The sequence below is a fragment of the Sphingomonas yantingensis genome, assembly GCF_014199325.1.
Classification (GTDB): Bacteria; Pseudomonadota; Alphaproteobacteria; order Sphingomonadales; family Sphingomonadaceae; genus Sphingomonas; species Sphingomonas yantingensis.
In genome coordinates, this window is the sequence record NZ_JACIJJ010000002.1 from 683,320 (window position 1) to 706,567 (window position 23,248).

Annotated in this window: 22 protein-coding genes and 2 pseudogenes; 13 read left to right on the top strand and 11 right to left on the bottom strand. The window is 66.8% G+C overall.

The window, feature by feature from the left end; all coding sequences use genetic code 11:
- Positions 1–167 precede the first annotated feature (167 nt).
- Together FHR19_RS17695 and FHR19_RS17975 are read left to right on the top strand one after the other, a co-directional pair.
- Positions 168–392: pseudogene (locus FHR19_RS17695) on the top strand (transposase); the annotation flags it as partial.
- A 90-nt stretch (positions 393–482) separates the two neighbouring features.
- The gene (locus FHR19_RS17975; protein ID WP_343053229.1) at positions 483–1,934 is read left to right on the top strand and encodes an SbcC/MukB-like Walker B domain-containing protein; all 1,452 of its coding nucleotides are present in this window, start codon (positions 483–485) and stop codon (positions 1,932–1,934) included.
- A gap of 466 nt (positions 1,935–2,400) precedes the next feature.
- Here the strand turns inward: FHR19_RS17975 and FHR19_RS18030 are convergent, their stop codons facing one another.
- Positions 2,401–2,544, bottom strand: coding sequence for an NAD(P)H-dependent oxidoreductase (locus FHR19_RS18030; protein ID WP_425505958.1), 144 nt, complete (start codon positions 2,542–2,544; stop codon positions 2,401–2,403).
- On the opposite strand from FHR19_RS18030, the gene FHR19_RS09440 reads away from it, so the two are divergent.
- Entirely contained in the window at positions 2,510–2,656 is a 147-nt protein-coding gene (locus tag FHR19_RS09440) for a hypothetical protein (RefSeq protein ID WP_184027372.1), read from the top strand. The genes FHR19_RS18030 and FHR19_RS09440 overlap by 35 nt on opposite strands.
- Positions 2,657–2,848: 192 nt before the next feature.
- Here FHR19_RS09440 and FHR19_RS09445 read toward each other — a convergent pair.
- The 5 genes and pseudogenes from FHR19_RS09445 to FHR19_RS09465 form a co-directional block, all read right to left on the bottom strand.
- Positions 2,849–3,085: pseudogene (locus FHR19_RS09445) on the bottom strand (transposase); the annotation flags it as partial.
- A 150-nt stretch (positions 3,086–3,235) separates the two neighbouring features.
- Positions 3,236–3,787: a helix-turn-helix domain-containing protein gene (locus FHR19_RS18035; RefSeq protein WP_425505960.1), complete on the bottom strand. Its 552-nt coding sequence runs from the start codon at positions 3,785–3,787 to the stop codon at positions 3,236–3,238.
- Positions 3,788–3,865: 78 nt separating this feature from the next.
- A complete protein-coding gene (locus FHR19_RS09455) occupies positions 3,866–5,113 on the bottom strand; it encodes an NAD(P)/FAD-dependent oxidoreductase (protein WP_184027381.1) in 1,248 nt (415 codons plus the stop codon).
- Positions 5,114–5,180: 67 nt separating this feature from the next.
- Positions 5,181–6,440, bottom strand: coding sequence for an MFS transporter (locus tag FHR19_RS09460; protein WP_184027384.1), 1,260 nt, complete (start codon positions 6,438–6,440; stop codon positions 5,181–5,183).
- Positions 6,441–6,489: 49 nt separating this feature from the next.
- Positions 6,490–8,733, bottom strand: a complete 2,244-nt coding sequence (locus FHR19_RS09465) for a TonB-dependent receptor (RefSeq protein ID WP_184027387.1) — start codon at positions 8,731–8,733, stop codon at positions 6,490–6,492.
- 200 nt (positions 8,734–8,933) lie between these two features.
- Between FHR19_RS09465 and FHR19_RS09470 the strand changes: the two genes are divergently transcribed.
- From FHR19_RS09470 to FHR19_RS09490, 6 genes are read left to right on the top strand one after another with little or no spacing between them, the layout of a single operon-like run.
- The gene (locus FHR19_RS09470; RefSeq protein WP_184027390.1) at positions 8,934–9,704 is read left to right on the top strand and encodes an enoyl-CoA hydratase/isomerase family protein; all 771 of its coding nucleotides are present in this window, start codon (positions 8,934–8,936) and stop codon (positions 9,702–9,704) included.
- On the top strand, positions 9,704–10,075 hold the full coding sequence (locus FHR19_RS09475; RefSeq protein WP_221228448.1) for a Zn-ribbon domain-containing OB-fold protein: 372 nt from the start codon (positions 9,704–9,706) through the stop codon (positions 10,073–10,075). Before FHR19_RS09470 ends, FHR19_RS09475 begins: the two co-directional genes overlap by 1 nt.
- Complete coding sequence (locus FHR19_RS09480; protein WP_184027396.1) at positions 10,072–11,211, top strand: acetyl-CoA acetyltransferase; 1,140 nt, start codon at positions 10,072–10,074, stop codon at positions 11,209–11,211. The genes FHR19_RS09475 and FHR19_RS09480 overlap by 4 nt, the downstream gene beginning before the upstream one ends.
- A gap of 35 nt (positions 11,212–11,246) precedes the next feature.
- Positions 11,247–11,636 carry a PaaI family thioesterase gene (locus tag FHR19_RS09485; RefSeq protein ID WP_184027399.1) on the top strand — a complete coding sequence of 130 codons (390 nt, stop codon included), beginning with the start codon at positions 11,247–11,249 and terminating at the stop codon, positions 11,634–11,636.
- Complete coding sequence (locus FHR19_RS17510) at positions 11,633–12,736, top strand: NAD(P)/FAD-dependent oxidoreductase (RefSeq protein ID WP_221228449.1); 1,104 nt, start codon at positions 11,633–11,635, stop codon at positions 12,734–12,736. The genes FHR19_RS09485 and FHR19_RS17510 overlap by 4 nt, the downstream gene beginning before the upstream one ends.
- Positions 12,733–14,313 (top strand): GMC family oxidoreductase, encoded by a 1,581-nt coding sequence (locus tag FHR19_RS09490; RefSeq protein WP_221228450.1) that lies wholly within the window; start codon positions 12,733–12,735, stop codon positions 14,311–14,313. Before FHR19_RS17510 ends, FHR19_RS09490 begins: the two co-directional genes overlap by 4 nt.
- On the opposite strand, the gene FHR19_RS09495 is transcribed toward FHR19_RS09490, so the two are convergent.
- Positions 14,305–15,195, bottom strand: a complete 891-nt coding sequence (locus FHR19_RS09495) for an acyl-CoA thioesterase (RefSeq protein ID WP_184027403.1) — start codon at positions 15,193–15,195, stop codon at positions 14,305–14,307. The genes FHR19_RS09490 and FHR19_RS09495 overlap by 9 nt on opposite strands.
- Before the next feature lie 137 nt (positions 15,196–15,332).
- Here FHR19_RS09495 and FHR19_RS09500 point away from each other — a divergent pair, with 137 nt between their 5' ends.
- A complete protein-coding gene (locus FHR19_RS09500; protein WP_184027686.1) occupies positions 15,333–15,650 on the top strand; it encodes a 2Fe-2S iron-sulfur cluster-binding protein in 318 nt (105 codons plus the stop codon).
- A 46-nt stretch (positions 15,651–15,696) separates the two neighbouring features.
- Here FHR19_RS09500 and FHR19_RS09505 read toward each other — a convergent pair whose 3' ends face one another.
- From FHR19_RS09505 to FHR19_RS09520, 4 genes are all read right to left on the bottom strand, one after another.
- Positions 15,697–16,632, bottom strand: coding sequence for a flavin reductase (locus FHR19_RS09505; RefSeq protein ID WP_184027405.1), 936 nt, complete (start codon positions 16,630–16,632; stop codon positions 15,697–15,699).
- Positions 16,629–17,501, bottom strand: a complete 873-nt coding sequence (locus FHR19_RS09510) for an alpha/beta fold hydrolase (RefSeq protein WP_184027407.1) — start codon at positions 17,499–17,501, stop codon at positions 16,629–16,631. Before FHR19_RS09510 ends, FHR19_RS09505 begins: the two co-directional genes overlap by 4 nt.
- Before the next feature lie 119 nt (positions 17,502–17,620).
- Positions 17,621–18,733 (bottom strand): acyl-CoA dehydrogenase family protein, encoded by a 1,113-nt coding sequence (locus FHR19_RS09515; RefSeq protein ID WP_184027410.1) that lies wholly within the window; start codon positions 18,731–18,733, stop codon positions 17,621–17,623.
- Between the two features lie 9 nt (positions 18,734–18,742).
- Positions 18,743–19,987 (bottom strand): acyl-CoA dehydrogenase family protein, encoded by a 1,245-nt coding sequence (locus FHR19_RS09520; RefSeq protein WP_246359416.1) that lies wholly within the window; start codon positions 19,985–19,987, stop codon positions 18,743–18,745.
- Between the two features lie 139 nt (positions 19,988–20,126).
- On the opposite strand from FHR19_RS09520, the gene FHR19_RS09525 reads away from it, so the two are divergent.
- The 3 genes from FHR19_RS09525 (at position 20,127) to FHR19_RS09535 (ending at position 23,223) form a co-directional block, all read left to right on the top strand.
- Positions 20,127–20,870, top strand: a complete 744-nt coding sequence (locus FHR19_RS09525; RefSeq protein ID WP_343053224.1) for a 2-oxo acid dehydrogenase subunit E2 — start codon at positions 20,127–20,129, stop codon at positions 20,868–20,870.
- Positions 20,867–22,528 (top strand): MFS transporter, encoded by a 1,662-nt coding sequence (locus FHR19_RS09530; RefSeq protein WP_184027415.1) that lies wholly within the window; start codon positions 20,867–20,869, stop codon positions 22,526–22,528. The genes FHR19_RS09525 and FHR19_RS09530 overlap by 4 nt, the downstream gene beginning before the upstream one ends.
- Before the next feature lie 272 nt (positions 22,529–22,800).
- Positions 22,801–23,223, top strand: coding sequence for a carboxymuconolactone decarboxylase family protein (locus FHR19_RS09535; RefSeq protein ID WP_184027418.1), 423 nt, complete (start codon positions 22,801–22,803; stop codon positions 23,221–23,223).
- Positions 23,224–23,248: the final 25 nt, after the last annotated feature.

A 23,248-nucleotide genomic window follows, 5' to 3' on the forward strand; every position in this document is an offset into this window, starting at 1 on the left:
TAAAGTCGGACGCTCAGCCGTAGATCGGCGCCACCGGTAAGCGAATAAAACTCATTCGGGTAGAGTCACGACCGACGAATAGTTCGAATTTTGCCCGTATCGGTAATGACGTGCTCCCCTAAGATTCCTCCAGTCTGAGCTAGAGTCCTTCATGAAGGAGGACGACGATGAAGCGCAGCAGGTTCACCGAGGAGCAGATCATTGCGATCCTGCGGGAGCAGGAAGCTGGATCGAAGACGGCGGATGTGTGCCGCAAGCACGGCGTTAGCAGTGCGACGTTCTACAAATGGAAGGCGGCTTATGGCGGCGTGGACGTGTCGCAGGCGCGCAAGCTGAAGGTGCTTGAGGACGAGAACGCGCGACTGAAGCGGCTGCTGGCAAGCATGCACCTGATCGATGGTGAACCGTGCCCCGTCTGCGGGAGCCCGGAACACCCTTCGCCCGCGCACGGTGATGGCGATCCGCGCGCGCTCGAAACGGAGATGCGCGCCGCGCGCGAGCGCCTGGACAGTGCCGTGCGGGCAGCCGATCTCGGCGAAGCCGCGGTCACGACCGCCGAGACAGCGTTGGATGAGCGCGTCGGCGAGCTTGCCGCCCTGACTCAGCCGAAGTCGTCGACGGCCGACGCGGCGGGCGAAGTCGCACGCCTTCAAGGCGAACTGGACGCGCTCGGGGAGATCGCCGCGCCGGCCGAGCTCGAGCGGCAGGCCGGAGAGGCGAAGGCGTCGTTCAGCATCGCCACAGACGAGGCGGAGAAGGCACGGGAGATCCTGCAGAAGGCGCGCACGGACGAGGCCGTCGCCGCCCGGGCGTACGAGGACGCCATCGCCGGCGTGCCGGAATCGCTCAGGAGCGAGGGCGCCTTGGAGCGGGAAGGGGCAGCCATCGCCGCGTCGATCCAGGCGCTGCGCGACGCGCTGGCCGGAGCCGAGGAACGCCTGCGGACGGCCGCGACCGATCGGGACACGACCGCTGCCCAGGTGCTTGGTGCAGTCGATGCAGTGGCCAAGGCCGAAGCCGAGGTCGCGAAGGGGCGGTCGGCCCTCGAGGCGCGCCTCGTCGAAGTTGGGCTCGAAAGGACATCCTACGAACTCGGGTGCGCGGACATTCCGCGGATCGCCGCGCTTGCGGAGCGGATCCGAGCCTTCCGGCACGACGTCGCCGTCGCCGAGGCACAGGCGAAGGCCGCTAGCGATGCCATCAAGGACGTTGAGCGACCCGATGTCGCCGCTCTGACCGTGGCGCGGGACGCGGCGCGCGCCGAGTGCCTGAGGAGCCGTCGGGCGGCGGCCGATGCCGACGCCGCCAGGAAGGTGCTCGACGACCTGCTGGCATCGCTTCGTGATCAGCTGGATCGGCTCGCCAGGCTCGAGGAGGAGACGGGACCGCTGCGCGGGCTCGCCGAGGCCTTCGCGGGCGAGAACCCGATGCGCACCCCGCTCGAGACGTTCGCCATCGGCGCCCTGTTCGACCACGTCCTCGACGCGGCGAACCTCAGGCTTGATCCGATGACCGCCGGACGCTACCGCTTCGAGCGCGACGCGCAGGCGGTCGGCGGCAGGACCAAGCGCGGCCTCGACATTCGCGTGCACGACATCCAGACTGGGCGTCCCCGCGAGATCAGCACGCTGTCGGGCGGCGAGACTTTCATCGCGGCGCTTTCGTTGGCGTTGGGTCTCTCCGACATCGTCGAAATGAGCCACGGGCGCATCCGGCTCGACACCATCTTCATCGACGAGGGCTTCGGCAGCCTCGACACCGAGAACGACAGCGGGACGCTCGATCTGGTCCTGCAGGTGCTTCAGGAGATTGTCGGGAAGAGCCGCGCCGCAGGCCTGATCTCGCACGTGCCGCTCGTCCAGCAGGCAGTGCCGAACGGCTTCTCCATCGTGAAGGGCGTCGGCGGCAGCCGCGTCGAGCAGAAGGCGGCCTGACCCATGATGACCGATCACGATCGATCAGCGGACGCTACGGATCACGACGCGCATGAAGGAGAACGGGACCTAGCATTGCGTGGAGCTGATCCTGCGATCACGCGCTCCAGGAGTCTACCCGAAGCTCGAAAATAGATGTGAAGGTAGGGTCGGATGTTGGTGAAAAAGTCTTGGCTGTCTGCGTCGACTAATAGGCGACGATATTGAAGGAGGGGATCAGATCCTCGACGCGAGGATCATTTCCGATCCAGTGGAAGCGTCACGTTGCGCTTATGGCTCAGGTGAGATCCCGTAGGCCTCCGACTGCTGGAGCATGGGCATGGCGAGGAATGTATAGAGCCGTCGCACCTGATGGTCGGGGTCGAGGCCGCCGATTGGATAGGGCGAGACGCTGATGACCGCCGTCGGCTTCGTGGCCCAGACGATCTCGCTCGGGGGGGGGGCGTGAGCCCACATCTTTGGCGATCTATAACGCTGCCGAAACCCCGCAATTGTATTCAGGCGCGCAGAGGATGACGCTGTCCATCCGTGCGATCTGCTTGCGGAGGCGGGTCCATTCGGGCCGGGAGAGTGGAATGGAGATCCTCGTTGTAGAGCGACAAGTCGGCAACTTTATCGATCTTGAGGTTGAGGCGGTCGCCGGTCAGCGCTGCGATGATTCTTGCAACCTTCAGGTTGATCCTTCCGGCGCGCAGGCTTGCTACAAGAATGGCTACGCGTAATTTATCCGAACTTCCGTCTATTGGGTGTATTCGAGCAGTTGAGGGATAATGGCGTTAGAGACATTGAAGCGGCCAATATTACCATGCCGACCGGTTGAAACCCGAGCATCCTGTAGACACCACGCTCAGAGAAGTGGATGTCGGTCATCAGCTTATCCATCGCAGCGTAGCGATCCAACGCTCGAGGCGGTTTTTTCCCAGCAGATCCTTCACCGCCAACACGTCGAGCATCAAGTTCGCCAGCAGCTTCTTCAGCCACCGGCTCTCGTCTTCCAACGTCCGTAAAGGCGTCGCCTCTGCCACGGTTATGCCGCCGTGCTTCGTCTTCCAACTATGGAACCCCGCATCGCTGATACCATGCTTGCGGCACAGCTCGACGGTCTTCACGCCGGCCTCATGCTCGCGCAGCACGCCAATGATCTGATCCGCGGCAAAACAGCCTCGCTGCGTCGCTCGTCACTATTGGCAGAATTAACTTGACAATGGCCTGAATGCCGGGGGCAGATCGTTTACAAGATAAATCAAATCCCGTTATACAAAATATTAATATCTCACCATTTTTACGCACCGACAGAACTATTAACCTTGAATAAGTGTTAGCAATAGCTTTCCCGCATTAGTTAATTTCGTACCTACGCTGCTAGAGTCGACGATAGAAACCTTAGAGCCGCTTTCGAATTTCGCGATCCGTTTTCGAAGCGTGGGAGCTGAGCACCCCAAGTGGCGAGCCGCCCGGGAGAGGCTTCCTTCTCGCGCGATCTCGTACAACAGTATGCTTAGAGACGGCGACATCAGGCTGTACATACCGGCTATGTCTGTCGTGCTATCCCCCGGTTGAACTTGATTCGTTGAGTGTTCCTCAAAATCTCGAGGCTGCGTTTTTCCAAACGCCAATACGCTTTCAAGGTGTGCGGTTGACGCCTCAGAAGTGGGGATCGGACTTTCTCGCCCACAGCTTTGCACCGTCTTCGCCGCGTTCCTCGCGTCTTCCTTTAGGATTCCCGTGGGCGGTTCCTCTAAAATCTGCTTCCGCTTCATTCCAACCGTCCCCTCGAGGCCCTTTTCGAGGTTCACGAGAATGAATGCACCGGGAATGACATAGTCATCGCACTTGCGATGCGGGGAGATCATGATCGACGGTGCGATGACCCCGCACCTGCCGATATCAAGCACGGTCCGTTCCGCATCGTTACCCCGAAACCAGCTTGGCTATGCAGGGGTATGGTGCTTCAAGGGCACGGAAGAATCTGCCAATGCGTTGGCGCTTAGCTGGGCACGCATCTCGATCAGCTTGCGACCCTGAACGTAGTCCTTGACGCTGTTGACCGCGTCGATCGCGATCAGCCGCCCGCTCTTCAGATAGGCGACGGCAAAGGATCGCGTCGCCGGGTCACCGCGCAGGACGGTGCGATCATGGCCGACCGACAGCCCGGCGGTCTGGAGCTTGAGGTCGTACTGGTTGGACCAGAACCAGGGGAGGGCGGCATAGGGCTGCGCGTCGCCGGTAATCGCGCGCGCGACGCAGGTGGCCTGGTCGTTGGCGTTCTGAACCGATTCGACGCGCATCCGCATGCCGTCGGCATGGTCGTTCTCGAACGCCGCGCAATCGCCGATCGCATAGATGTCGGGCAGCGAGGTGCGGCAATGGTCGTCCACATCGACGCCGTTGCCGCCCGCTGCGCCCGCCGCCAGCAGCGGCTCGACCGCGGGGACGATGCCGATGCCGACGATCACCGCGTCGGCGGGCAGGACGCTGCCGTCGGCCAGCTTCACGCCATCCACGCGGCCCGTGCCGATGAGGCAGTCGACCGCGACGCCGGTGCGCAGGTCGACGCCGTGGTCTCTATGCTCCTTTTCGTAGAAGGCGGAGAGTTCCGGGCCGGCGACGCGTGCGAGAACGCGTGACAGCGCCTCGAGCAGCGTCACCCGGCAGCCGAGCTTGGTCAGCACCGCTGCCGCCTCCAGCCCGATATAGCCGCCGCCGATCACGACGATGTTGCGGGCACCGCCGTCGATCTCGCCCATCAGCTGGTCGCAGTCGGCGCGGGTGCGGACGGCGTGGACCCCCGCCAAGGTCGCACCCGAACAGGTCAGCCGGCGCGGCTCGCCGCCGGTCGCCCAGACGAGCGTGCCGTAACCGACCGACCGCCCGTCCGAGAGCGTCAGGCGCTTCGCGGCGGGAGCGACCGCTGTCACGGCGACGCCAAGCAGCATCTCCACCGCCTTGTCCGCCCAGAAGGCGGCGGGGCGGATGTAGAGCCGCTCGAACGACTTCTCGCGCGCGAAATACTCCTTCGACAGCGGTGGCCGCTCATAGGGCAATTCGGGCTCGCGCCCTATCATCGCGATCGATCCGGCGAACCCCTGCTGCCGCAGCGCGATCGCGCATTGTGCGCCGCCATGGCCCGCGCCGACGATGACCACGTCATGGGCTTCTTCATTCGTCTGGGCAGGCATCACAGGTCCTCATGCTGGCAACCGCCGGGATCAAGCAATCGCGCCCGAACGGCAAGCGAAAGCCTCCCTATTCATCGCCGGTGCGATCGGTGGACCGGTCGCGGCCAAGGGCGCGACCCGACATCAGCAGCAGCGCCGCTGCAATCGGCGCGACGACGGCGTAGACGACGGCGATGCTCCAGCCGACCATGCGATCGTCGGCGAACACGAAGTCGGTGACAAAGGCGACCGCACTCGGCCCCACGCCGAAGCCCAGCAGGTTGAAGACGAACAGATAGACGGCGGATACCCGGCCGCGCAGGACCGGGACGGTGTTGATCTGAAGGATCGCCGCCGCGCCGCCGGTGAAGGAGGCGATGGTCGCCTGCACGAACAGGCAGGCAAGGAGTGCAGGGCCCGAGGCGACGCCGATCGCGAGCAGCACCGCGGCAAGCTGTACCAGCGCGGCGATCGCGAAGAAGAGGAGATGGGCGTCGCGCCGCCCGCTGGCGTACCAGCGATCGAGTAGCCAGCCGATCAGGACCGCCCCGGGCAGCGTTGCCAGCAGCGGCATCGTGCCCGCGAACGCCGCCGCCTGGCCGGAACTCCACCGCTCGACCCGCATGAGATAGGTCGGCAGCCAGCTCGATAGGCCGTAGTTCATCAGCGAGTAGCAGCCGAAGCCGAGGAAGTGGCCGATGTAGAAACGGCGCCGGGCGGCAAGGGCCGGCAGCAGCCGGGGCTCTGGCGCCGACGATCGGGCGGCCGTTGCCCCGCGCAGCGGCTCGGGCAGCGTCAGTACCAGCGGCGCCAGGAGCAGGCCGGGCACGCCGCTGAGCAGTAGTGCGACCTGCCAGCCCTGAAGCGTGCCGAGGAGCGGGACGGCGACGCCGCGGTCGGGCACGATCCCGATCACGACGGTGGCGAGGATCGCCGCGATTGACGTGCCCGCCGCCCCCCCGATTCCCATGATCGAGGTCGGCAGCGTCAGCTTTTCCTTCGGGAACAGGTCGGCCAGCAGCGAATAGGCCGCGGGCGACAGCGCGGCCTCGCCCGCGCCGACGCCCAGCCGGCCCAGGAGCAGGTGCCAGTAGCGAGTGGCGAGACCGCATGCCGAGGCCGCTACCGCCCAGACCACCACGCCGACAAGGATCACGCGCCGGCGCGGCAAGCGGTCGGCGGCAAGACCGAGCGGGATCCCGAAGGCCGTATAGAACAGCGCGAAGGCGATGCCCTGCAACAGGCTGAGCTGAAAGTCGCTGACCCCGAGCGACGTTCGGATCGGATCGATCATCAGGTTGAGGATCTGCCGGTCGACGAAGGCGAAGGAGTAAAGGAGGAACAGCACCGCTACCGACCACCAGGCCAGAACCGGGCGGGGCTGCGACGCGATCACCCTAGCGGACCGAGCCGAAATGCGCCTTGAACTCGACACCGAAATGGCGCGGCGCGCCGGGGAAGAAGCCGGTCAGACCTGTCGACGGATAGCTGCTGACCCCGCCGCTGAAGTAATGCTCGTCGGTTACGTTCTTGACGAAAACACGCAGGTCGAACGGTCGCCCCAGCACGTCCCGCCACTCGGCACCTGCGTCGAGCGTGCCATAGGCCGGGATCGGGATGTCGTTGATGTCGGTGACGAAGATGCTCGACTGATGGAACCAGTCGAGCCGGACGCTGAGCTCCCCCGATGCGTCGGGCATCGGCGCGATCAGCCGACCACCGAGCGTATAGACGAATTCGGGAGCAAACGCGAAGCGGTTGCCGGACAGATCGCCAAGCCCCGGTCCGGTAAAGCTGCCATATTCGTTCTTGCTGTACGCCGCCGTGGCGTTGAGTTCCAGCCAGTTGGCCGGGCGGACCATGAGATCGGCCTCGCCGCCCCAGATCTTGGCATCCGCAGCGTTGAGAACGACGGTTGTCAGCGGCGAGCCGAACGAAAGCGTCCGCTGGATGTCGCGATACTTGTCGTAATAGGCCGCAATGTTGAAGCGGACGCGTCGGTCGAGCAGTTCGGATTTCAGGCCAAGTTCGAAATTGTCCACGAACTCCGGCGCGAATGGCCGCGTTTCGGCGGGCAGATTGGCACGCAGCGGCAGGCCGCCCGAGCGATAGCCGCGGCTGTAGGTGCCGTAGAGCATCACATCCTCGACCGGACGCCACGACAGCGTGGCGAGCCATGTCGGCGCGCGGAAATCGACGGCCGTGTGACGGATGCACGGATCGAGCCGCTGCGCACCGGGACTGCCGACCGGCACGTTGTTCGCGGTCAGTCGGCATTGACCGTTCAGCCGGTTGAACGTGAAGAGCGACCGCTCGTCCCAGGTGTAGCGCGCACCCAGCGTCAGCGTGAGCGCCCGCGACAGCTTCCAGTCGCCCTGTGCGAAGACCGAATAGCTGGTGTTGTCGCCCAGCCCGTCATTGGCGCGTGTTCCGAACAGCACCGAGTTCTGCGTGTCCCGTCCGCGCTCGTTGAACCAGTAGGCACCGGTGATGAAGTCGATCGACGGCCCGATCTTGCCGAGCAGCTGAAACTCCTCGGTCCACTGCTCGGACGAAAAGTCGTTGCGCGATTCGAACAGCGTCACCGCCGAGGCGTCGAAGTCGAAGCTGCCGAACGTCTTGACGTTGCGATAACCGAAGATGTTCTTCAGCGTGACCTCGCCCAGCTTCAGCGTGCTGGTGTTCGATGCGCTGTAGCTTTCGATCCTGACGACGGGTTGCAGGTTGTTGGAGACCGTGCGATCGCCGCGGCGCTGTGCGGCTGCGAATTCGGCCTGATAGCCGGGGGTTGCCGCGGCGGCGCTTCCGGGGCGGACCGTATAGGGGAAAAAGCCGAGGCCGGCATCGTCCTCATGGAAATAGGTGCCGATCGTCAGCGAGGAAAAGCGGTCGTCGGGTTCCCATAGCAGCGAGACGCGGCCGCTTTCGGTACGCTGTGAATCGACCTTGAGACCGGTGGCGACGTTGTCGAAGAAGCCGTCGCGTCGGGTCAGGTTGCCCGCGACGCGCATTGCCAGTTTCGACGAGAGCGGCAAGTTGGCGATACCGGTCACGACGCATTGTCCGTAATCGCCGACGGTGATCGCGATCGAGGCGCCCGGATCGAAGACCGGCCTGGCCGGGGTGATGAGGACGGCGCCGCCTGTCGTGTTGCGCCCGAACAGCGTGCCCTGGGGGCCTTTCAGCACCTGAGCCGACGCGATGTCGTATAGCGAGACGTTGGTCCCCTGCGGCCGCTGTTGCACGATGTCGGCGAAGTAGATGCCGACCGAGGGATCCTGAGAGATGATCGATTCGAGCTGGCGCTGGGACCGGATCGTGTAGCCGGGCGACGCGGCGCCGAAGGGACTGGGTGATATGACCAGCGCGGGGACGGCGAAGCGAAGCCCCTCCACATTCGTGATCGCCCGGGATTGCAGCGTATCGCCGCTGACCGCCGAGATCGCGACGGGCACGTCCTGCAATCGCTCCTCGCGTCGACGTGCGGTGACGAGGATGTCGTCGCCCGCCGGTTGGGGGGCGGTCGATGAAGGCGCCTCGTCCTGCGGCGTCTTCGCGGCGTCGGCGGCCTGTGCTCGCGCCGCGGCAGGAATCATGAGCGCAAGCACCGGCAGTGCCGCGATCGTTGCAATACGTTTCATCGGATACCCCCCCCCGGACGTGCATGTCATTCTTTTGTTTGGGGACAGCGTGTCCTGGGAACCGATGCGCGTCGACCGATCCCGGCCGATATCGCCCTGCCGATGCAGCGGATCGCAGCGGCGATATGGCGTGCCGCCTCTCCCGCCCGCACCGCCGGCGGTGCTAGGGCATCGCGATACGAACGAAGCGAAGGACGACGATGTCGATCGATGTAGCGGTCAAGGACGGCGTGGCGGTCGTCACGATCAATCGACCCGAGCGCAAGAACGCGATCACCATGGCGATGCGCGGCCAGTTCCAGACGTTGTTCCAGCAGCTTCAGGATGATGACGAGGTTCGCGCGATCATCCTGACCGGCGCGGGCGGCGAGTTCGCGGCGGGTGCGGATGTCGGTGAGATGGGCACGGGCGGGGTGCGCGGCAACATGGTGAAGGCGCGTACGCTGCACCGCATGGTGCGCAGCGTTGCGCATACCCAAAAGCCGGTGATCGCGGCGGTCGAGGGCGTCTGCATCGGTGTCGCCTTCGCCCTCGCGCTCGCCTGCGACTTCGTGATCGCGGCGGAAAATGCGCGGTTCCAGTTCGCGTTCCGGCATATCGGCCTCGCGATGGACGGGGCCGCGGGCTGGCTGCTCGAGCGGCACGTCGGGGTGATGCGCGCCAAGGAGATCGCCTATTCGGGCCGCTTCGTCAGCGGTAGCGAGGCGGCTGCGCTCGGTTTCGCGCTGGAGGCGGTGCCGGCCGGCGGCGCGTTGGCGCGGGCAAGGGAGATGGCCGGGGGCTTCGCCACGGCGCCGACGCTGGCGTTGTCGCAGATCAAACGGCAGTTCTCGAACGCCCCTGGCCAATCACTCGATGATGCGCTCGAGTTCGAGGCGACGGTGCAGGCGCTCATGACGTGGACCGAGGACTTCCGCGAAGGCACGACCGCCTTCAAGGAAAAGCGCAAGCCGGCCTACCGGGGCGCATGATGCCGGTGCAGCCCGATCTCGACTATCACGCACACCTTGCCGAGGGGCGCTTCATGCTGCCCGCGGACTCGGACGGCGTGCCCTTCTATCCGCCTCGTGCGGTCGTGCCCGGGACCGCCGCCGACACCGTCCGCTGGATCAGGGCATCCGGGCGCGGCACGGTCTATTCCTCGACGACCGTTTACAAGAGGGCGCCGGAGCCGAGCTACAACGTGGCGCTGGTCGACCTTGCCGAAGGGCCTCGGATGATGAGCCGTATCGAGGGTATCGACCCGGCGGACGTCCGCATCGGCATGGCGGTCACCGCGCATATCCGCAAGAACGAGGCGGGCGAGCCCTTCATCGTGTTCGAGCCGGAGGCGAGCGCATGAGCGCGTTTCCGCGCGGCCGCACCGCGATCGTCGGAACCGGTACGTTCGGGACGGTGCGGGCGCCCGGTTACTCGGCGTCCGACCTTGCCGCCATCGCGGCCCACCGCGCGCTGGCGGAAGCGGGGCTGGCGTTGTCGGAAGTCGACGGCCTGTTCTTCTGCCACGGCACCGACACGCTCGGGGGTTTGAGCTTCGCGCAATATCTCGGTATCCATCCCAAGGTGGTCGACAACAACCGCACCGGCGGTTCGGCTTTTCAGACGATGGTCGAGAATGCCGCCTGGCTGCTGGATGCGGGCGCGATCGATTGCGCGCTCATCGCCTATGGCTCGAACCAGGCATCGGCGGCGGGCAAGCTCGTCAACACGGTCATGCCCAATCCCTATGAAGCGCCGTATCGCCCGATGACGCCGCTGACCTCCTATGCACTGGCGGCGCAGCGCTACCTGCACCAGTTCGGCGCGACCAAGGCGCAACTGGGCGAGGTCGCGCTAGCCGCCCGAAAATGGGCGCAGCTCAATCCCGAGGCGGCGGTTCGCGACGATCTGTCGATGGACGACTATCTTGCGGCGCGGCTCATCAACGACCCGTTCGGCAAATATGACTGTTGCCTGGTCACCGACGGCGGCGCGGCGATCGTGATGACGCGCACCGACCGTGCTCGCGATCTCAAGGCTAGACCCGTCCGCGTCCTCGGTGCGGCGGCCGAAACCTCGCACCGGGAGATCATGTGCATGGCCGACCTGACCGTGACCGCCGCTGCCGAAAGCGGGCGGCGTGCCTATGCCGCGGCGGGTGTCGCGCCCGCCGACATCGACGTCGTGATGGTCTACGACGCCTTCACGATCAACACGATCCTGTTCCTGGAGGATCTGGGCTTCTGCCCCAAGGGCGAGGGTGCCCGCTTCGTCGAGGGGGGACGCATCGCGCCCGGCGGCGATCTGGCGGTCAACACGAATGGCGGCGGCCTTTCGTGCACACATCCGGGCATGTATGGTCTGTTCACACTGATCGAAGCGACGCGGCAGCTTCGCGGCGAATGCGGCGAGCGGCAGGTCGCCGGTGCCGAGCTGGCGATCGCGCACGGCAATGGCGGCGTGCTGTCGAGCCAGGCGACCGTGGTCCTCGGCCGATGAACCAGCAGGAAGCCGAGACGTGGGTTAGGGAGGCGATGACGGCTCCCTACGCCCACGAGCTTTTCCAGCTCGAGGTGCTGTCGATCGAACCCGGCGCGGTGACGCTCGCGCTGCCGCATCGGCGCGCATACGAACATCAGCCCGGCTGGTTTCAGGGTGCGATCACCACCGCGCTTGGCGAATATGCCGCAAGCTATGCCGCCGCGACCGGCGCCGAACCGGGATCGGCGAACCTGACGCTCAGCCAGGCCATCCATTTCATCGGCCCCGCCCGCGGCGAGCGGCTGATCGCGGAGGCGAGGGTGATCGAACCCGGGCGGACGATCACGCACGCGCGGGCCGATATCCATGTCGAGGCGGACGGCGAGCGCCGGCTTTGCGCCACGCTGACGCTGACCATGCGGCACGTCCAGCCACGCAAATGACCGAGCGCTACGACGCGATCGTCGTCGGGGCAGGGGTCGTCGGGCTGGCGATCGCACGTGCGCTGTCGCTGGCGGGCAAGCCGCCGCTGATCGTCGAGGGCGAACCGCACTTCGGATCGTGGACCAGCAGCCGCAACAGCGAAGTGATCCACGCCGGCATCTACTACCCGCTGGGCTCGATGAAAGCCGATCTGTGCGTCGCCGGCCGCGAACGCCTCTACGCCTTTTGCGCCGAGCGGGGCGTGGCGCATCGGCGGACCGGGAAGCTCGTTTTTGCGCACGATACCGGCCAACTGCCCGAGCTCGAAGCAATCCAGACGCATGCACGCAATGCCGGGGTCGAGGACCTTCGCCTGATCGACGCCGCGGGCGTACGCGCGCTGGAGCCGGCCCTCGAATGCGCGGGGGCGCTGTTGTCCCCATCGACCGGCATCATCGACAGCCATGCGCTGATGCTGGCGCTGCTGGGCGAGGCCGAGGCGAACGGGGCGATGCTCGTGCCGTCCAGCCGGGTGACGCGCGTGACCCGTAAGGACAAGCTGTGGGCCATCCACCTCGACGACGAGAGTGGTCCCGTCGTCGCCGCGCCCATCCTGGTCAACGCCGCCGGCCTCGACGCACAGCGGCTGGCCGCGGCGATCGAGGGGCTCGAGCCGCGGTACGTGCCGCCCCTGTTTCTGGCCCGCGGTGTCTATTTCACCTATTCGGGCCGCACACCGTTCTCGCGCCTCATCTATCCGGTGCCCGAGCCCGGTGGCCTCGGCACGCATCTGACGCTGGATCTTGCCGGGCAAGTGCGCTTCGGGCCCGATGTCGAATGGATCGACCATGTCGACTATACCGTCGATCCTGCCCGGCACGGCAAGTTCCTCGCCGCGGCACGCCGTATCTGGCCCGCGATCGAGGGCGAGCGCCTGCAGCCCGGCTATGCCGGCATCCGGCCCAAGGTGACCGGACCGGGCCAACCCGCCGGCGACTTCGTGATCGACGGTCCCGACACGCACGGGCTGGAGGGGCTGGTCAGCCTGTTCGGAATCGAATCGCCGGGGCTTACCGCCTCGCTTGCGATCGGCGATCTGGTCGTGGAGCGGTTGCGTTGAGCTACGACTACATCGTCGTCGGCGCGGGCAGCGCCGGCTGTGTGGTGGCCGCCCGGCTGAGCGAAGATCCGACGGTCCGCGTCCTGTTGCTGGAGGCCGGGCCGCCCGACACCAATCCGTGGATCCACGTGCCGCTCGGCTATGGCAAGCTGTTCGACCATCCGGTGCTCAACTGGCGGTACAAGACCGAGCCCGAACCGCACATGCATGATCGCCGGATATCGCAGCCGCGTGGCCGCGTGCTCGGCGGGTCGTCGTCGATCAACGGCCTCGTCTATGTTCGCGGACAGCGCGAGGATTTCGACGCGTGGGCCGCCGTCGGCAATGCGGGCTGGGGCTATGACGACCTGCTCCCCTATTTCCGCCGTGCCGAGGATCAGCAGCGCGGGGCCGATGAATGGCATGGGGCGGGCGGGCCGCTCGCGGTTTCCGACGCGACCGGGCCGCATCCGCTGTGCGATGCCTTCATCGCTGCCGCGGCACAGGCGGGCCATCCGGTGAACCCCGATTTCAACGGCGCGACGCAGGAGGGGGCGGGCTATTTCCAGACCACGTCCCGGCGCGGCCGCCGGTGCAGTGCGGCGGTCGCCTATCTGCGGCCGGCGCGCGGTCGCCGCAACCTGGAGATCGCGACCGACGCGCATGTCCGGCGAATCCTGTTCGAGGGGCGGCGCGCGGTCGGAGTCGAATGGATCGGCGACGGCACGACGCGCCGGTCGCAGGCGACGCGCGAGGTGATCCTGTCGGCCGGCGCGATCGGATCGCCGCAGCTGCTGCAATTGTCGGGCGTAGGCGACGCCGCGCATCTCGCCGCGCTCAATATCGCGCCCGTCCATCACAATCCGGAAGTCGGCGCCAATCTTCAGGATCATCTTCAGGTCCGCACCGTCTTTCGGTCGTCGCGCGCCAACACCTTCAACGACGACATGCGATCGCCGCTGCGGATGGCGAAGGTGGGGCTCGACTATGCGCTGCGCCGCAAGGGGCCGTTGACGGTATCGGCGGGCTATGCCGGGGGCTTTTTCCGCTTAGCGCGTGCGGGCGATGGAAGGCCGGACGTGCAGGTCCATTTCATCACCTTCAGCACCGACAGGATGGGCGACCGGCTGCATCCCTTCTCGGCGTTCACCGCCTCGGTCTGTCCCCTGCGGCCCGACAGCCGCGGGCATGTCCGCATCACGTCTCCCGATGCAGCAACGGCGCCCGAGATCCTGGTCAACTTCCTGTCGACGCCGAAGGACTGCGCCGACATCGTCGCCTCGCTCGAGCTCGTACGCCAGATCATGGCACAGCCGGCAATCGCGCCCTTCATCGCTGGCGAACTGTTGCCCGGCGTTGGGGTCGCGGACGCGGTGCAGCTTCTCGACTATGCGCGTGAGACCGGCGGGTCGATCTACCACCCGAGCTGCACCGCCGCGATGGGCCGCGTCGTCGACGCGTCGCTTCGGGTCAGTGGCGTCGAGGGCCTCCGCGTCATCGACGCCTCGATCATGCCGGCGGTCGTGTCGGGCAACACCAACGCCGCGGTCATCGCGATCGCGGAAAAGGGCGCCGAGCTGATCCGCCGCTCAGCGTAGCCGCATCAGCGCCTCCTGCGCGGTGCTCGCGATCAGGTCACCGGCGCGCGTATAGAGCGCCCCGCGGGCAAGGCCGCGCCCGTTGCCCGCCTGGGGGCTGTCGCAGTCGTAGAGCAGCCAGTCGTCGACACGGTGCGGCGCGTGAAACCACATCGCGTGGTCGAGGCTGGCCATGAACAGCTCCGGCCCCGCCATGCGGACGGGATGCGGGACGAGCGTGGTGCCGGCCAGCCAATAGTCCGAAAGATAGGCGAGCAGTTGCTGGTGGACGGCGGGGTCGGCGCTGTTCGCGGCGCTCGGTACGCGCACCCAGAAGCGGCGGCGCGCGGGCCGATCCTGACGCAGCAATTGCTCCGGATCGACAGGTCGCGCCTCGATCAGTCGCAGATGTTTGAGAATGCGCACCGTGCTCCCGGGCAACCGGTCGGCCATCATGTCCGCCGCTTCGGCCATCGTCGGCAAGTCGTCCGGCTGCGGCACGTCGAGCGGCGGCGGCTCCTGATGGTCGAAGCCCGGCTCGCCGCGGTGGAACGAGCATTCGAGGTGGAAGATCGGGATGCCGCTCTGCACCGCCACCACCCGCCGGGTCGCGAAGCTGCGCCCGTCGCGTGTGCGCTCGACATTGAAGATGATGCGCTGTCCGGCCGATCCGGCGCGCAGGAAATAGCCGTGCAGCGAATGGGCGACGCCGGCCTCGATCGTCGCGGTCGCGGCGGCCAGCGACTGTGCCATCACCTGTCCGCCGAACAGATGGTCGCTCCGCTCGTACTCACTGAACCGATTGCGGAACAGGTCGGTGTCGAGTTCCTCGAGCGCGACGAGCCGTGTGGCATCGCCCTCTGGGCCGCCCTCGGGCGGATTGTCGTGATTTCGTTCGGTCATGGCGCGTTGTGGAGCGCTTCGCGGGCTCGCGCAAACGCATCATCGCCACCGCGATCCTTGGGCCGCGGGGATGCGGATCGGTCGCGGCTTTGGCATGGCTCGACCTTCGCCCGACCGGGCCTAAGCTGGAGCTGAACATGCCGCGTCTGATAGTCGTGAACCGCGAAGGGGAAGAGCGCACGGTCGAGGGTGATGCCGGCCTGAGCGTGATGGAGGTGCTACGGGTGAACGGCTTCGACGAACTGCTGGCACTGTGTGGCGGCTGTTGCAGTTGTGCCACCTGTCACGTCCATGTCGATCCTTCGTTCGCGGGCGTCCTGCCGTCGATGGGCGAGGACGAGAATGATCTGCTCGATTCATCGGGGCATCGCGACGACACGTCGCGCCTGTCTTGCCAGATCCCGTTCAGCGATGCGCTCGACGGCCTGAAGGTTCGGATCGCCGAAGAGGATTGATCGGCGTCTCCCGAGGGCCCCGCCAGTTGGCGGGGTGCCCGGCCGATCAGGCCGTCTCGGGCGCTCCCGAGACCTTCTCGAGCAACTGGTGCAGCAGCGCCATCTCAGCCGGCGTCAGCCGTTCGTCGAGCTGCCGCTGCGTCGTTTCCGCTACCGTGACCAGTTCGGCCAACTGCGCGCGGCCTTGCGCGGTCAGATGAAGTCGATCGCCTTCGACCGCGACCTCGCCCCGCGCGACCAGCCGGTCGATCGCGTCCTCCGGCAAGACGACGCCGCCATTGCCAGCGCGTGAGACCAGACCGTCCCTCGTCAGCCCGTCGCCGAGACCCAATGAGGCGAGAACGGTATAGTCCGACCCGCGCAGCCCGCGTCGCCGGTATTCGCGCCGGATATCGGCGAAGGCGGCGTTATAGGCGAGGCCGAGCAGATGCCCGGTGAAGTAGCGCCCGAACTCACCGGCTTCGGCATCCTCGGGACGCGCAGGCCGCCGGCCGGCCGGCATCATCTGACCATATTGGCCACCGTGGAAGACGAGCGGCGCAGCGGTGTCGATCGACAGGTCGACGACCTCGCCCACGAAGATCGCATGGTCCCCGCCCTCATGCTCGAACGCGGCACGGCAGACGAATCGCGCGGCACATCCGTCCAGCAGCGGCACGCCGCCCGGCCCGGTCGTATAGTCGAGGCCGGCGAACTTGTCGGCCCCTCGGGAGGCGAAGCGCTGCGACAGATCGCGCTGGCCCGCAGCGAGGATATGGACCACCCAATAGCCAGCGTCGCGAAACGCGGGCAGGTTGAGGCTGTTCAGGGCAAGGCTCCAGAGCACCAGCGGCGGATCGAGCGACACCGAATTGAAGCTGTTGGCGGTGAGGCCGACGGGTCGGCCGTCGGGATCACGGGTCGTGACGATCGTCACGCCCGTCACGAACGAGCCGAGCGCCTGCCGGAACAGGCGCGGATCGATGGCGGCGGTCTGGGTCATGTCGTCTCCCCGTCGTGCGAAAGTCCAGGCCACGCCGCCCGCCCGCCCGCCCAGCCCTCGATCAGGGAACGAAGCGCGGCAACGAGCGCGTGCGGCTGATCGACCATCACGTGATGGCCGGCGCCGGGAATGTCGAAGAAGACCGATCCGGGCGGCGCCTGCCGTCTCTGTTCCTCGACATCCTCGTCGAGCAGGACGATCGAGTCCTCGCCGCGCACAAAGGCCAGGGGACAGGTTGCCTGCGCGACCTCTTCCCAGCCGCTCGTGAAGTCCAGCCGGGTGAAGAACTCGGGGTCGAAGCACCAGGTCCACCCGCCTCCCTCCTCGCGAAGGGCAGCGCGCGCGATGTCGTCGGCGACATAGGGGTGCCCGGCGTCCTGATCGGGCGCGAAGCGGAATCGCGAGAGCGCGTCGGCGAGGCTGGCGTAGTGGCGTTCACGATAGAGGCGGGGGTCGGGTCGCAACTCGTCGGCGACCAGCAGTGAATCGACGAAGATCGCGCCGGCCATCCGGTCGCCGTGTTCGGCGGCTAGCAGTGCACCGGCCTTGCTGCCGAAGCTGTGGCAGGCGATGACCGGCGGCGCATCGGCGGCAAACAGGGCGCCGGCGTGCATCGCGGCCCAGGCCTCTCGCGCGGTCTGCGCGACGGCGTAGCGCGGACGCCGTGCCGATCCGCCGGTGCCGGACCATGAAAAGGACGCGACGCGGTAGTCGCGTGCGAGCATCGGCGCGACCGGCCCCCACCAGCGCGCATGAGCGCCCGACCCATGGACCAGCAGGATGCCCGGCTTGCCGACCTTACCCCAGCAAAGCAGTTCGATCTCGGCGCCTTCGACCTCGATCCGGCGTTCCTCGACCGGCGCTGCCATCGCGGCCCTGTACCACCGAGGGGCGGGCGGCCGTTCTCCGCCGAACGCGGCAAGCGGCCAGGTCCGCCGCGCCGGATCGGACAGCCGGGCACGTGCGGCCGCTATCCCGGACAAAGCGCTCATCCCGCGTCCAGCGACGCGATCCGGCGAATGTGGAAGTCGATGTCGCCATAGGTTTTTTCGAGCGTCAGCAGCCGGCGATAATGATGGCTGACCTCATACTCATCGGTGACGCCATAGCCCCCGTGCAGCTGGATGGCGTTGCGTGAGACGAACTGCGATGTCTCTCCGATCGTGATCGCGGCGAGCGATACGGCGCGCGCGCGCGCCCGCCCGTCGCCGCCCGCGACGGAAAGGGACTGGTACAACGCCGAGCGCGCCTGATGCGCCGCGACGAACATGTCGGCCATGATGTGCTGTAGTGCCTGGAACTTGCCGATCGCCTGACCGAATTGGTGCCGCTCCTTGAGATAGGCGGCGCAGATGGAGAGGGTCGCCTCCATCGATCCGACCGCCTGCGCCATCAACGCGATCTTTCCGTGATCGAAGGATTTTTCGAGGACCACCTGGCCGTGTTCGGCCTGAACGAGGATGGCGTCCGCCGTCACGTCCACCGCGCCGAACCGGATGTCGGCGGCGACGGTGCCGTCGATCAGCGGATAGGCTTCGGCCGTGACGTTTGCCGCGTTTTTGTCGACCCGGACCAGTACGGTGCCGTCTTCGCCCTCGATACTGGCGGTGACGATCAGCGTGTCGGCCGATCCGGCATCGAGCACCAGCATCTTCTGACCGGTCAGCGCGAAGCCATTGCCGCGGCGGCTCAGACGCGTGAGGCGCGGTCCGCGGCCATAGCGTTCACCGGGCTCGTCATGCGCCAGCGCGACGCGCCGTTCGCCCGCGGCGATTTCAGCCAGCAGGCCGGCGTCCGGAGCGTCGGACAGGATGGCGGGCGCGATGACGGCGTTGCTGACCAGCGGATCGACCACGAGCCGGCCGCCGACCGCGGTCATCAGCACGGCGACATCGTCGAAGCTGCCGCCGAGGCCGCCCTTTTCCTCCGGCACGGCGAGTGCCAGCCAGCCAAGCTCGGCGAAGCTGGCCCAGGCACCCGCATCGAACCCGTCTTGGCGATCGCGCAGCGCACGCCGATGCTCGAGCGAGTAGCGGTCGCCCACCAGCCGCTCCGCACTGTCGAGCAGCATCCGCTGCATGTCGGAAAGATTGAAGTCCATATTCGTCCTTCAGAGCCCGAAGGCGAGTTTGGCGATGATCCCGCGCTGGATCTGAAGCGTACCGCCGAAGATCGTCGCCGCGCGGCTGCCCAGCGCCGTCGCGGTGCGTCCCGCGATATTCTCGGGCCACAGAGGCGTCGGGGTCTGGTGGGCGAGTTCGATCGGAAACTGGCGCATGGCCAGCGCGCCGTACAGATCGACCTGAAGCTCCGTGATCGCCTGTTGAAGCCGCGATCCCGAAACCTTGAGCGTCGAGGCGACCGCGGTGAGGTCGTAGGCGAACTCTTCGGCGGCGAGGACGCGGAGCACCGACCATTCGAGCGCGGCGACCTCGGCCTCCAGCCGGGCAAGGCGCGACTGGAATTGCGGCAACCGCGCCAGTGGCAGGCCGTCCAGCGTCTCCGCTTCGGCAATCGCGCGCACGCGGCGCAATTCCCGCTTGTTCCAATAGATGAAGGAACTCGTCGTCCGCTCATGGTCGAGCAGGAACTTGGCATAGGTCCAGCCCATGCCCGGTTCGCCGACGAGGTTCTCGGCGGGCACTTCGACATTGTCGAGGAAGACCTCGCAAAGATCGGCCTCGCCGTTAATCTCGGGGATCTGGCGGATGGTGATGCCGGGGCTCTTCAGATCGATCAGCAGAAACGAGATGCCGCGCTGCGCCTTCACCGCCGGATCGGTGCGAACGAGGAAGAACCCCCAGTCCGCGTCATGCGCGCCACTCGTCCAGATCTTCTGCCCGTTTACGATGTAGCGGTCGCCCTGAAGAACTGCGGCGGTTCGCAGGTTGGCGAGGTCGGACCCGTTGCCCGGCTCCGAAAACCCCTGGGCCCAATAGTAGCGGCCTGCGCGGATGTCGGGCAGGAAGCGCGCCTTCTGTTCCTCGGTGCCGAAGGTGTAGATGACCGGGCCGACCATGTGCGTCGCGCCCCAGTTGACGTCGGGCGCCCAGGCGCTGGCCAGTTCGTCCTCGAACACGAATTTCTGGAGCGGCGTCCAGTCCTGACCGCCATGTTCGACCGGCCAGTGCGGCACCGACCAGCCACGCTCGTTCAGGATCGCCGCCCATTTCAGCGCGTCCCTGTTCTCGCTTTGCAGGCCGCCGAACGCCCGTTGGCGCGCACGCATGTCGGGGGGCAGGTCCTGTGCCACCGCTGCGCGCACCATCTGCCGGAAATCGTCGAGCTCCCCGCCGGGCTTCAGGTCCATGTCCATCTCCGCGCGGGAGCCGATCCGCTCCGGCCGTGCCCGCATCCGACTAGAAGCAATCGCAGCGGCCACGATCAAGCCGCGCGGCTTCCCATCACGTATCCGATGCCCGCACCGCTCGCTCGACGCCTCATGAAGCGGCATGCATGGTCGAGAAGAGTTTCATTACAAGGAGAGCGCGCCGGTGGCCGCCTATATCGATACGCTGCCCCCGTGGCCCGAACAGGATTTTGCCGAGTTCGGCCCCGTTGAAGTCCGCAAGCTCGGTCGCATCCAGCAGCTTACCGCCAGCTTCCTCGGTCGGAACTGGGTCGCGATCCCGCACGTGACCCATCAGGACGAGGTCGACGTGACCGCGCTGGAGGGCGCGAGGAAGGCGTGGAACGCGGCCAATCCCGATGCGAAGGCGACGCTGCTCGTGCCGGTGGTAAAGGCGCTCGCCGCGGCGCTGCGTGCCTATCCGGTGTTCAACACGTCGCTGATGGCCGATGGCAAGTCGCTCGTCTGGAAGGATTACGTCCATATCGGCGTGGCGATTGACACGCCCGGCGGCCTATTGGTCGGTGTCGTGCGCGACTGCGATAGGAAGGCGCCGCCATTGATCGCAAAGGAGATCGCCGACCTGTCCGCGCGGGCGCGAGCCAAGGGGCTTTCGATGGCCGAGATGACGGGCGGCAGCATGACGATCTCGTCGCTCGGGCATATCGGCGGGACGGCCTTCACGCCCATCGTCAACGCGCCCGAGGTTGCCATCCTCGGCATGACGCGGCTTCAGTTGCGGCCGATGCCGGGGGAAGGGGACGCCATCGAGTGGCGTCAGATGCTGCCGCTGTCGCTCAGCTACGATCACCGCGTCATCAACGGCGCGGATGCGGCGCGTTTTGTCCGGCGTGTCGGCGACGAACTGGCAAGCTATCGCTTCGAATGACGGGGAAGGGGGCGCCTGGTGGGCTGTCTGCCCCGCTGCGCCACGCGGCGTTCCGACGCATCTGGTTGGCGAGCCTGTTCTCCAATTTCGGCCTGCTCATCAACGGTGTCGGTGCGGGCTGGGCGATGACGACGATGAGCGGGCGGGCGCAGGACGTGGCGCTCGTCCAGACCGCGTTGATGCTTCCCTACATGCTGTTTTCCATGGCGGCGGGGGCGATCGCCGACACCTACGACCGACGCCGGGTGGCACTGCTCATGCTGGCATTCACACTCGTCGCGTCGGCAGCGCTCGCGCTGACGGACTGGCGGGGCTGGCTAACCCCCACGCTGCTCATCGCCGCGTGCTTCGTCATCGGTACGACGAATGCCATGTTCGGCCCCTCTTGGCAGGCGTCGGTGGGGGAACAGGTGCCGGCGGCCGATCTGCCCTCGGCGGTCGCGCTTAATTCGGTCAGCTACAACATCGCTCGCAGCCTCGGCCCGGCGGTCGGCGGCGCCATCGTGGCGGCGGCCGGCTCCGTCGCGGCTTTCGCGGCGATGACGTTCTGCTACCTGCCGATGGTCGGTGCGATGGTGGCGTGGCGCCGCTGCGCCGATGAGCCGCGGCTGCCGCCGGAGCGTATCGGCTGGGCGATCCAGTCCGGCGTTCGCTACATCGTGCACTCGCCGCCTATCCGGACGGTGCTGCTCAGCTGCCTGACCGTCGGGATCGCGGGCGGCGCCGTCACGTCGCTGATGCCGCTCGTGTCGCGCGATCTGCTCGGCGGTGCGGCGGGGACGTATGGATTGCTGCTGGGGGCATTCGGCGTGGGCGCCGTTCTCGGCGCCGCGATGATCGGCCGCATGCGTAGGCGACTGGCGCCCGGAAGCGTGCTGGCGCTCAATGCCCTGGTGGCGGGCGGCGCGATCGGCGTGGTCGCGCTTTCGCGTCTGCAGCCGATCAGTCTCGCCGCGCTCGTCGTGGCGGGGGCCGCGTGGATGCAGTTGATGACCGGCTTCAACGTGGCGATCCAGACCCGCGCGCCGCGCTGGGTGGCGGGGCGGGCACTGGCCGGCTTTCAGGCTGCAGCGGCCGGCGGGCTCGCCATCGGCAGCCTGCTCTGGGGTGCGATCGCGGCGGCGCTAGGCACGGGGACCGCGTTCGGACTGTCGGGAGCGGCGCTTGCCGCCTGTTCCTTGCTGGCGAAGGCGTGGCCGGCGGAGGCCGAAGGGGCTGAACCGGGCGACGGGGCCATCGCATCGGGCGACATCGCCATCAACCTCGCGATCACCGGTCGCAGCGGACCGGTCGTGGTCGAGGTCGAGCACGACGTCGATCCGGCCGGTGCCCGAGCATTTTATGCGGCGATGATCGAGGTGAAGCGGATCCGGCATCGCAACGGCGCCTATGGCTGGTCGCTGTCGCGCGACATCGCCGACGAGAGGCGATGGGTCGAACGATTCACCGCGCCGACATGGAACGACTATCTGCGTCAGCGCGATCGGATGACGCAGGCCGAGCATGCGGCCCTGAGCGCCGCGATAGAGCAAGGCGGCGGCTCGGGGATCGTCGGCGTGCGCCGATTGCTCGAACGGCCGCTGGGCTCGGTCCGGTGGCAGGCTGAAACCCCCGACCGCGGCCTGACCCTGCCCGTCGCCGCCGGCACCGGCCCCTGACGAGATGAGATTTCGGGATCGCATCGGTGATCTTATGCCTCATGTGGTGGTCAAACGACCCGTGATGGCGAGAACTGTGACCGGGCCGGGGGACGAGATGATCGCGCACCAGAACCTTGGTTCGAGGGCGCCCGAGCAGTGGCTGCGCGGGAAGGGGTGTCTGATCGCCGGGCCGGTCCTCGACGTTCCGTGGCGGGCGGCGGTCTGTGCGGTCATGGCTGAAATATCGGTGGCGCGGACGGGCCCGTCCCGCCTCATGCAGGGAGCAGCGAATGACGATCGAACGGACCGAGCGGGGGCTGAAGATCTTCGGTGAGATGATGGGCGAGACCCGGGCGACTGAGATGCGCGCCGGCCTGTCCGGCGACCATTTCGGGGCCGCGATCGGTCAGCTTGCGGTCGATTACGCTTTTGGCGACGTCTGGGCTCGGGACGGTCTGGCGCGCAAGCAACGCAGCCTCGTCGTCATCGGCATCCTGATCGCGCAGCGGCAGATCGCCGAATTGAAGAATCACATCCGCATTGGCCTGGCCAACGGACTGACCGCGAGAGAGATCGAGGAGGCGCTGATCCAGGCCATCCCCTATACGGGCTTCCCCGCGGTCGCATCGGCAACGACCGCCGTCGTCGAGGTGCTGCGAGAGCAGGGCATCGATACGACCACGCGCACGTCTGAGGAACGTGGAATGCTCTGACGGCGGGGGCATCGCGGCTACGATG

What these genes read in the sequence shown, in the direction of transcription:
- FHR19_RS17975 (WP_343053229.1), top strand. Translation starts at nt 483, where the DNA reads ATGCGCGCCGCGCGCGAGCGCCTGGACAGTGCCGTGCGGGCAGCCGAT.
- FHR19_RS09440 (WP_184027372.1), top strand. Translation starts at nt 2,510, where the DNA reads ATGGAGATCCTCGTTGTAGAGCGACAAGTCGGCAACTTTATCGATCTT.
- FHR19_RS18035 (WP_425505960.1), bottom strand. Translation starts at nt 3,787, where the DNA reads ATGATCTCCCCGCATCGCAAGTGCGATGACTATGTCATTCCCGGTGCA.
- FHR19_RS09455 (WP_184027381.1), bottom strand. Translation starts at nt 5,113, where the DNA reads ATGCCTGCCCAGACGAATGAAGAAGCCCATGACGTGGTCATCGTCGGC.
- FHR19_RS09465 (WP_184027387.1), bottom strand. Translation starts at nt 8,733, where the DNA reads ATGAAACGTATTGCAACGATCGCGGCACTGCCGGTGCTTGCGCTCATG.
- FHR19_RS09470 (WP_184027390.1), top strand. Translation starts at nt 8,934, where the DNA reads ATGTCGATCGATGTAGCGGTCAAGGACGGCGTGGCGGTCGTCACGATC.
- FHR19_RS09475 (WP_221228448.1), top strand. Translation starts at nt 9,704, where the DNA reads ATGCCGGTGCAGCCCGATCTCGACTATCACGCACACCTTGCCGAGGGG.
- FHR19_RS09480 (WP_184027396.1), top strand. Translation starts at nt 10,072, where the DNA reads ATGAGCGCGTTTCCGCGCGGCCGCACCGCGATCGTCGGAACCGGTACG.
- FHR19_RS09485 (WP_184027399.1), top strand. Translation starts at nt 11,247, where the DNA reads ATGACGGCTCCCTACGCCCACGAGCTTTTCCAGCTCGAGGTGCTGTCG.
- FHR19_RS17510 (WP_221228449.1), top strand. Translation starts at nt 11,633, where the DNA reads ATGACCGAGCGCTACGACGCGATCGTCGTCGGGGCAGGGGTCGTCGGG.
- FHR19_RS09495 (WP_184027403.1), bottom strand. Translation starts at nt 15,195, where the DNA reads ATGACCGAACGAAATCACGACAATCCGCCCGAGGGCGGCCCAGAGGGC.
- FHR19_RS09500 (WP_184027686.1), top strand. Translation starts at nt 15,333, where the DNA reads ATGCCGCGTCTGATAGTCGTGAACCGCGAAGGGGAAGAGCGCACGGTC.
- FHR19_RS09505 (WP_184027405.1), bottom strand. Translation starts at nt 16,632, where the DNA reads ATGACCCAGACCGCCGCCATCGATCCGCGCCTGTTCCGGCAGGCGCTC.
- FHR19_RS09510 (WP_184027407.1), bottom strand. Translation starts at nt 17,501, where the DNA reads ATGGCAGCGCCGGTCGAGGAACGCCGGATCGAGGTCGAAGGCGCCGAG.
- FHR19_RS09515 (WP_184027410.1), bottom strand. Translation starts at nt 18,733, where the DNA reads ATGGACTTCAATCTTTCCGACATGCAGCGGATGCTGCTCGACAGTGCG.
- FHR19_RS09520 (WP_246359416.1), bottom strand. Translation starts at nt 19,987, where the DNA reads ATGCGGGCACGGCCGGAGCGGATCGGCTCCCGCGCGGAGATGGACATG.
- FHR19_RS09530 (WP_184027415.1), top strand. Translation starts at nt 20,867, where the DNA reads ATGACGGGGAAGGGGGCGCCTGGTGGGCTGTCTGCCCCGCTGCGCCAC.
- FHR19_RS09535 (WP_184027418.1), top strand. Translation starts at nt 22,801, where the DNA reads ATGACGATCGAACGGACCGAGCGGGGGCTGAAGATCTTCGGTGAGATG.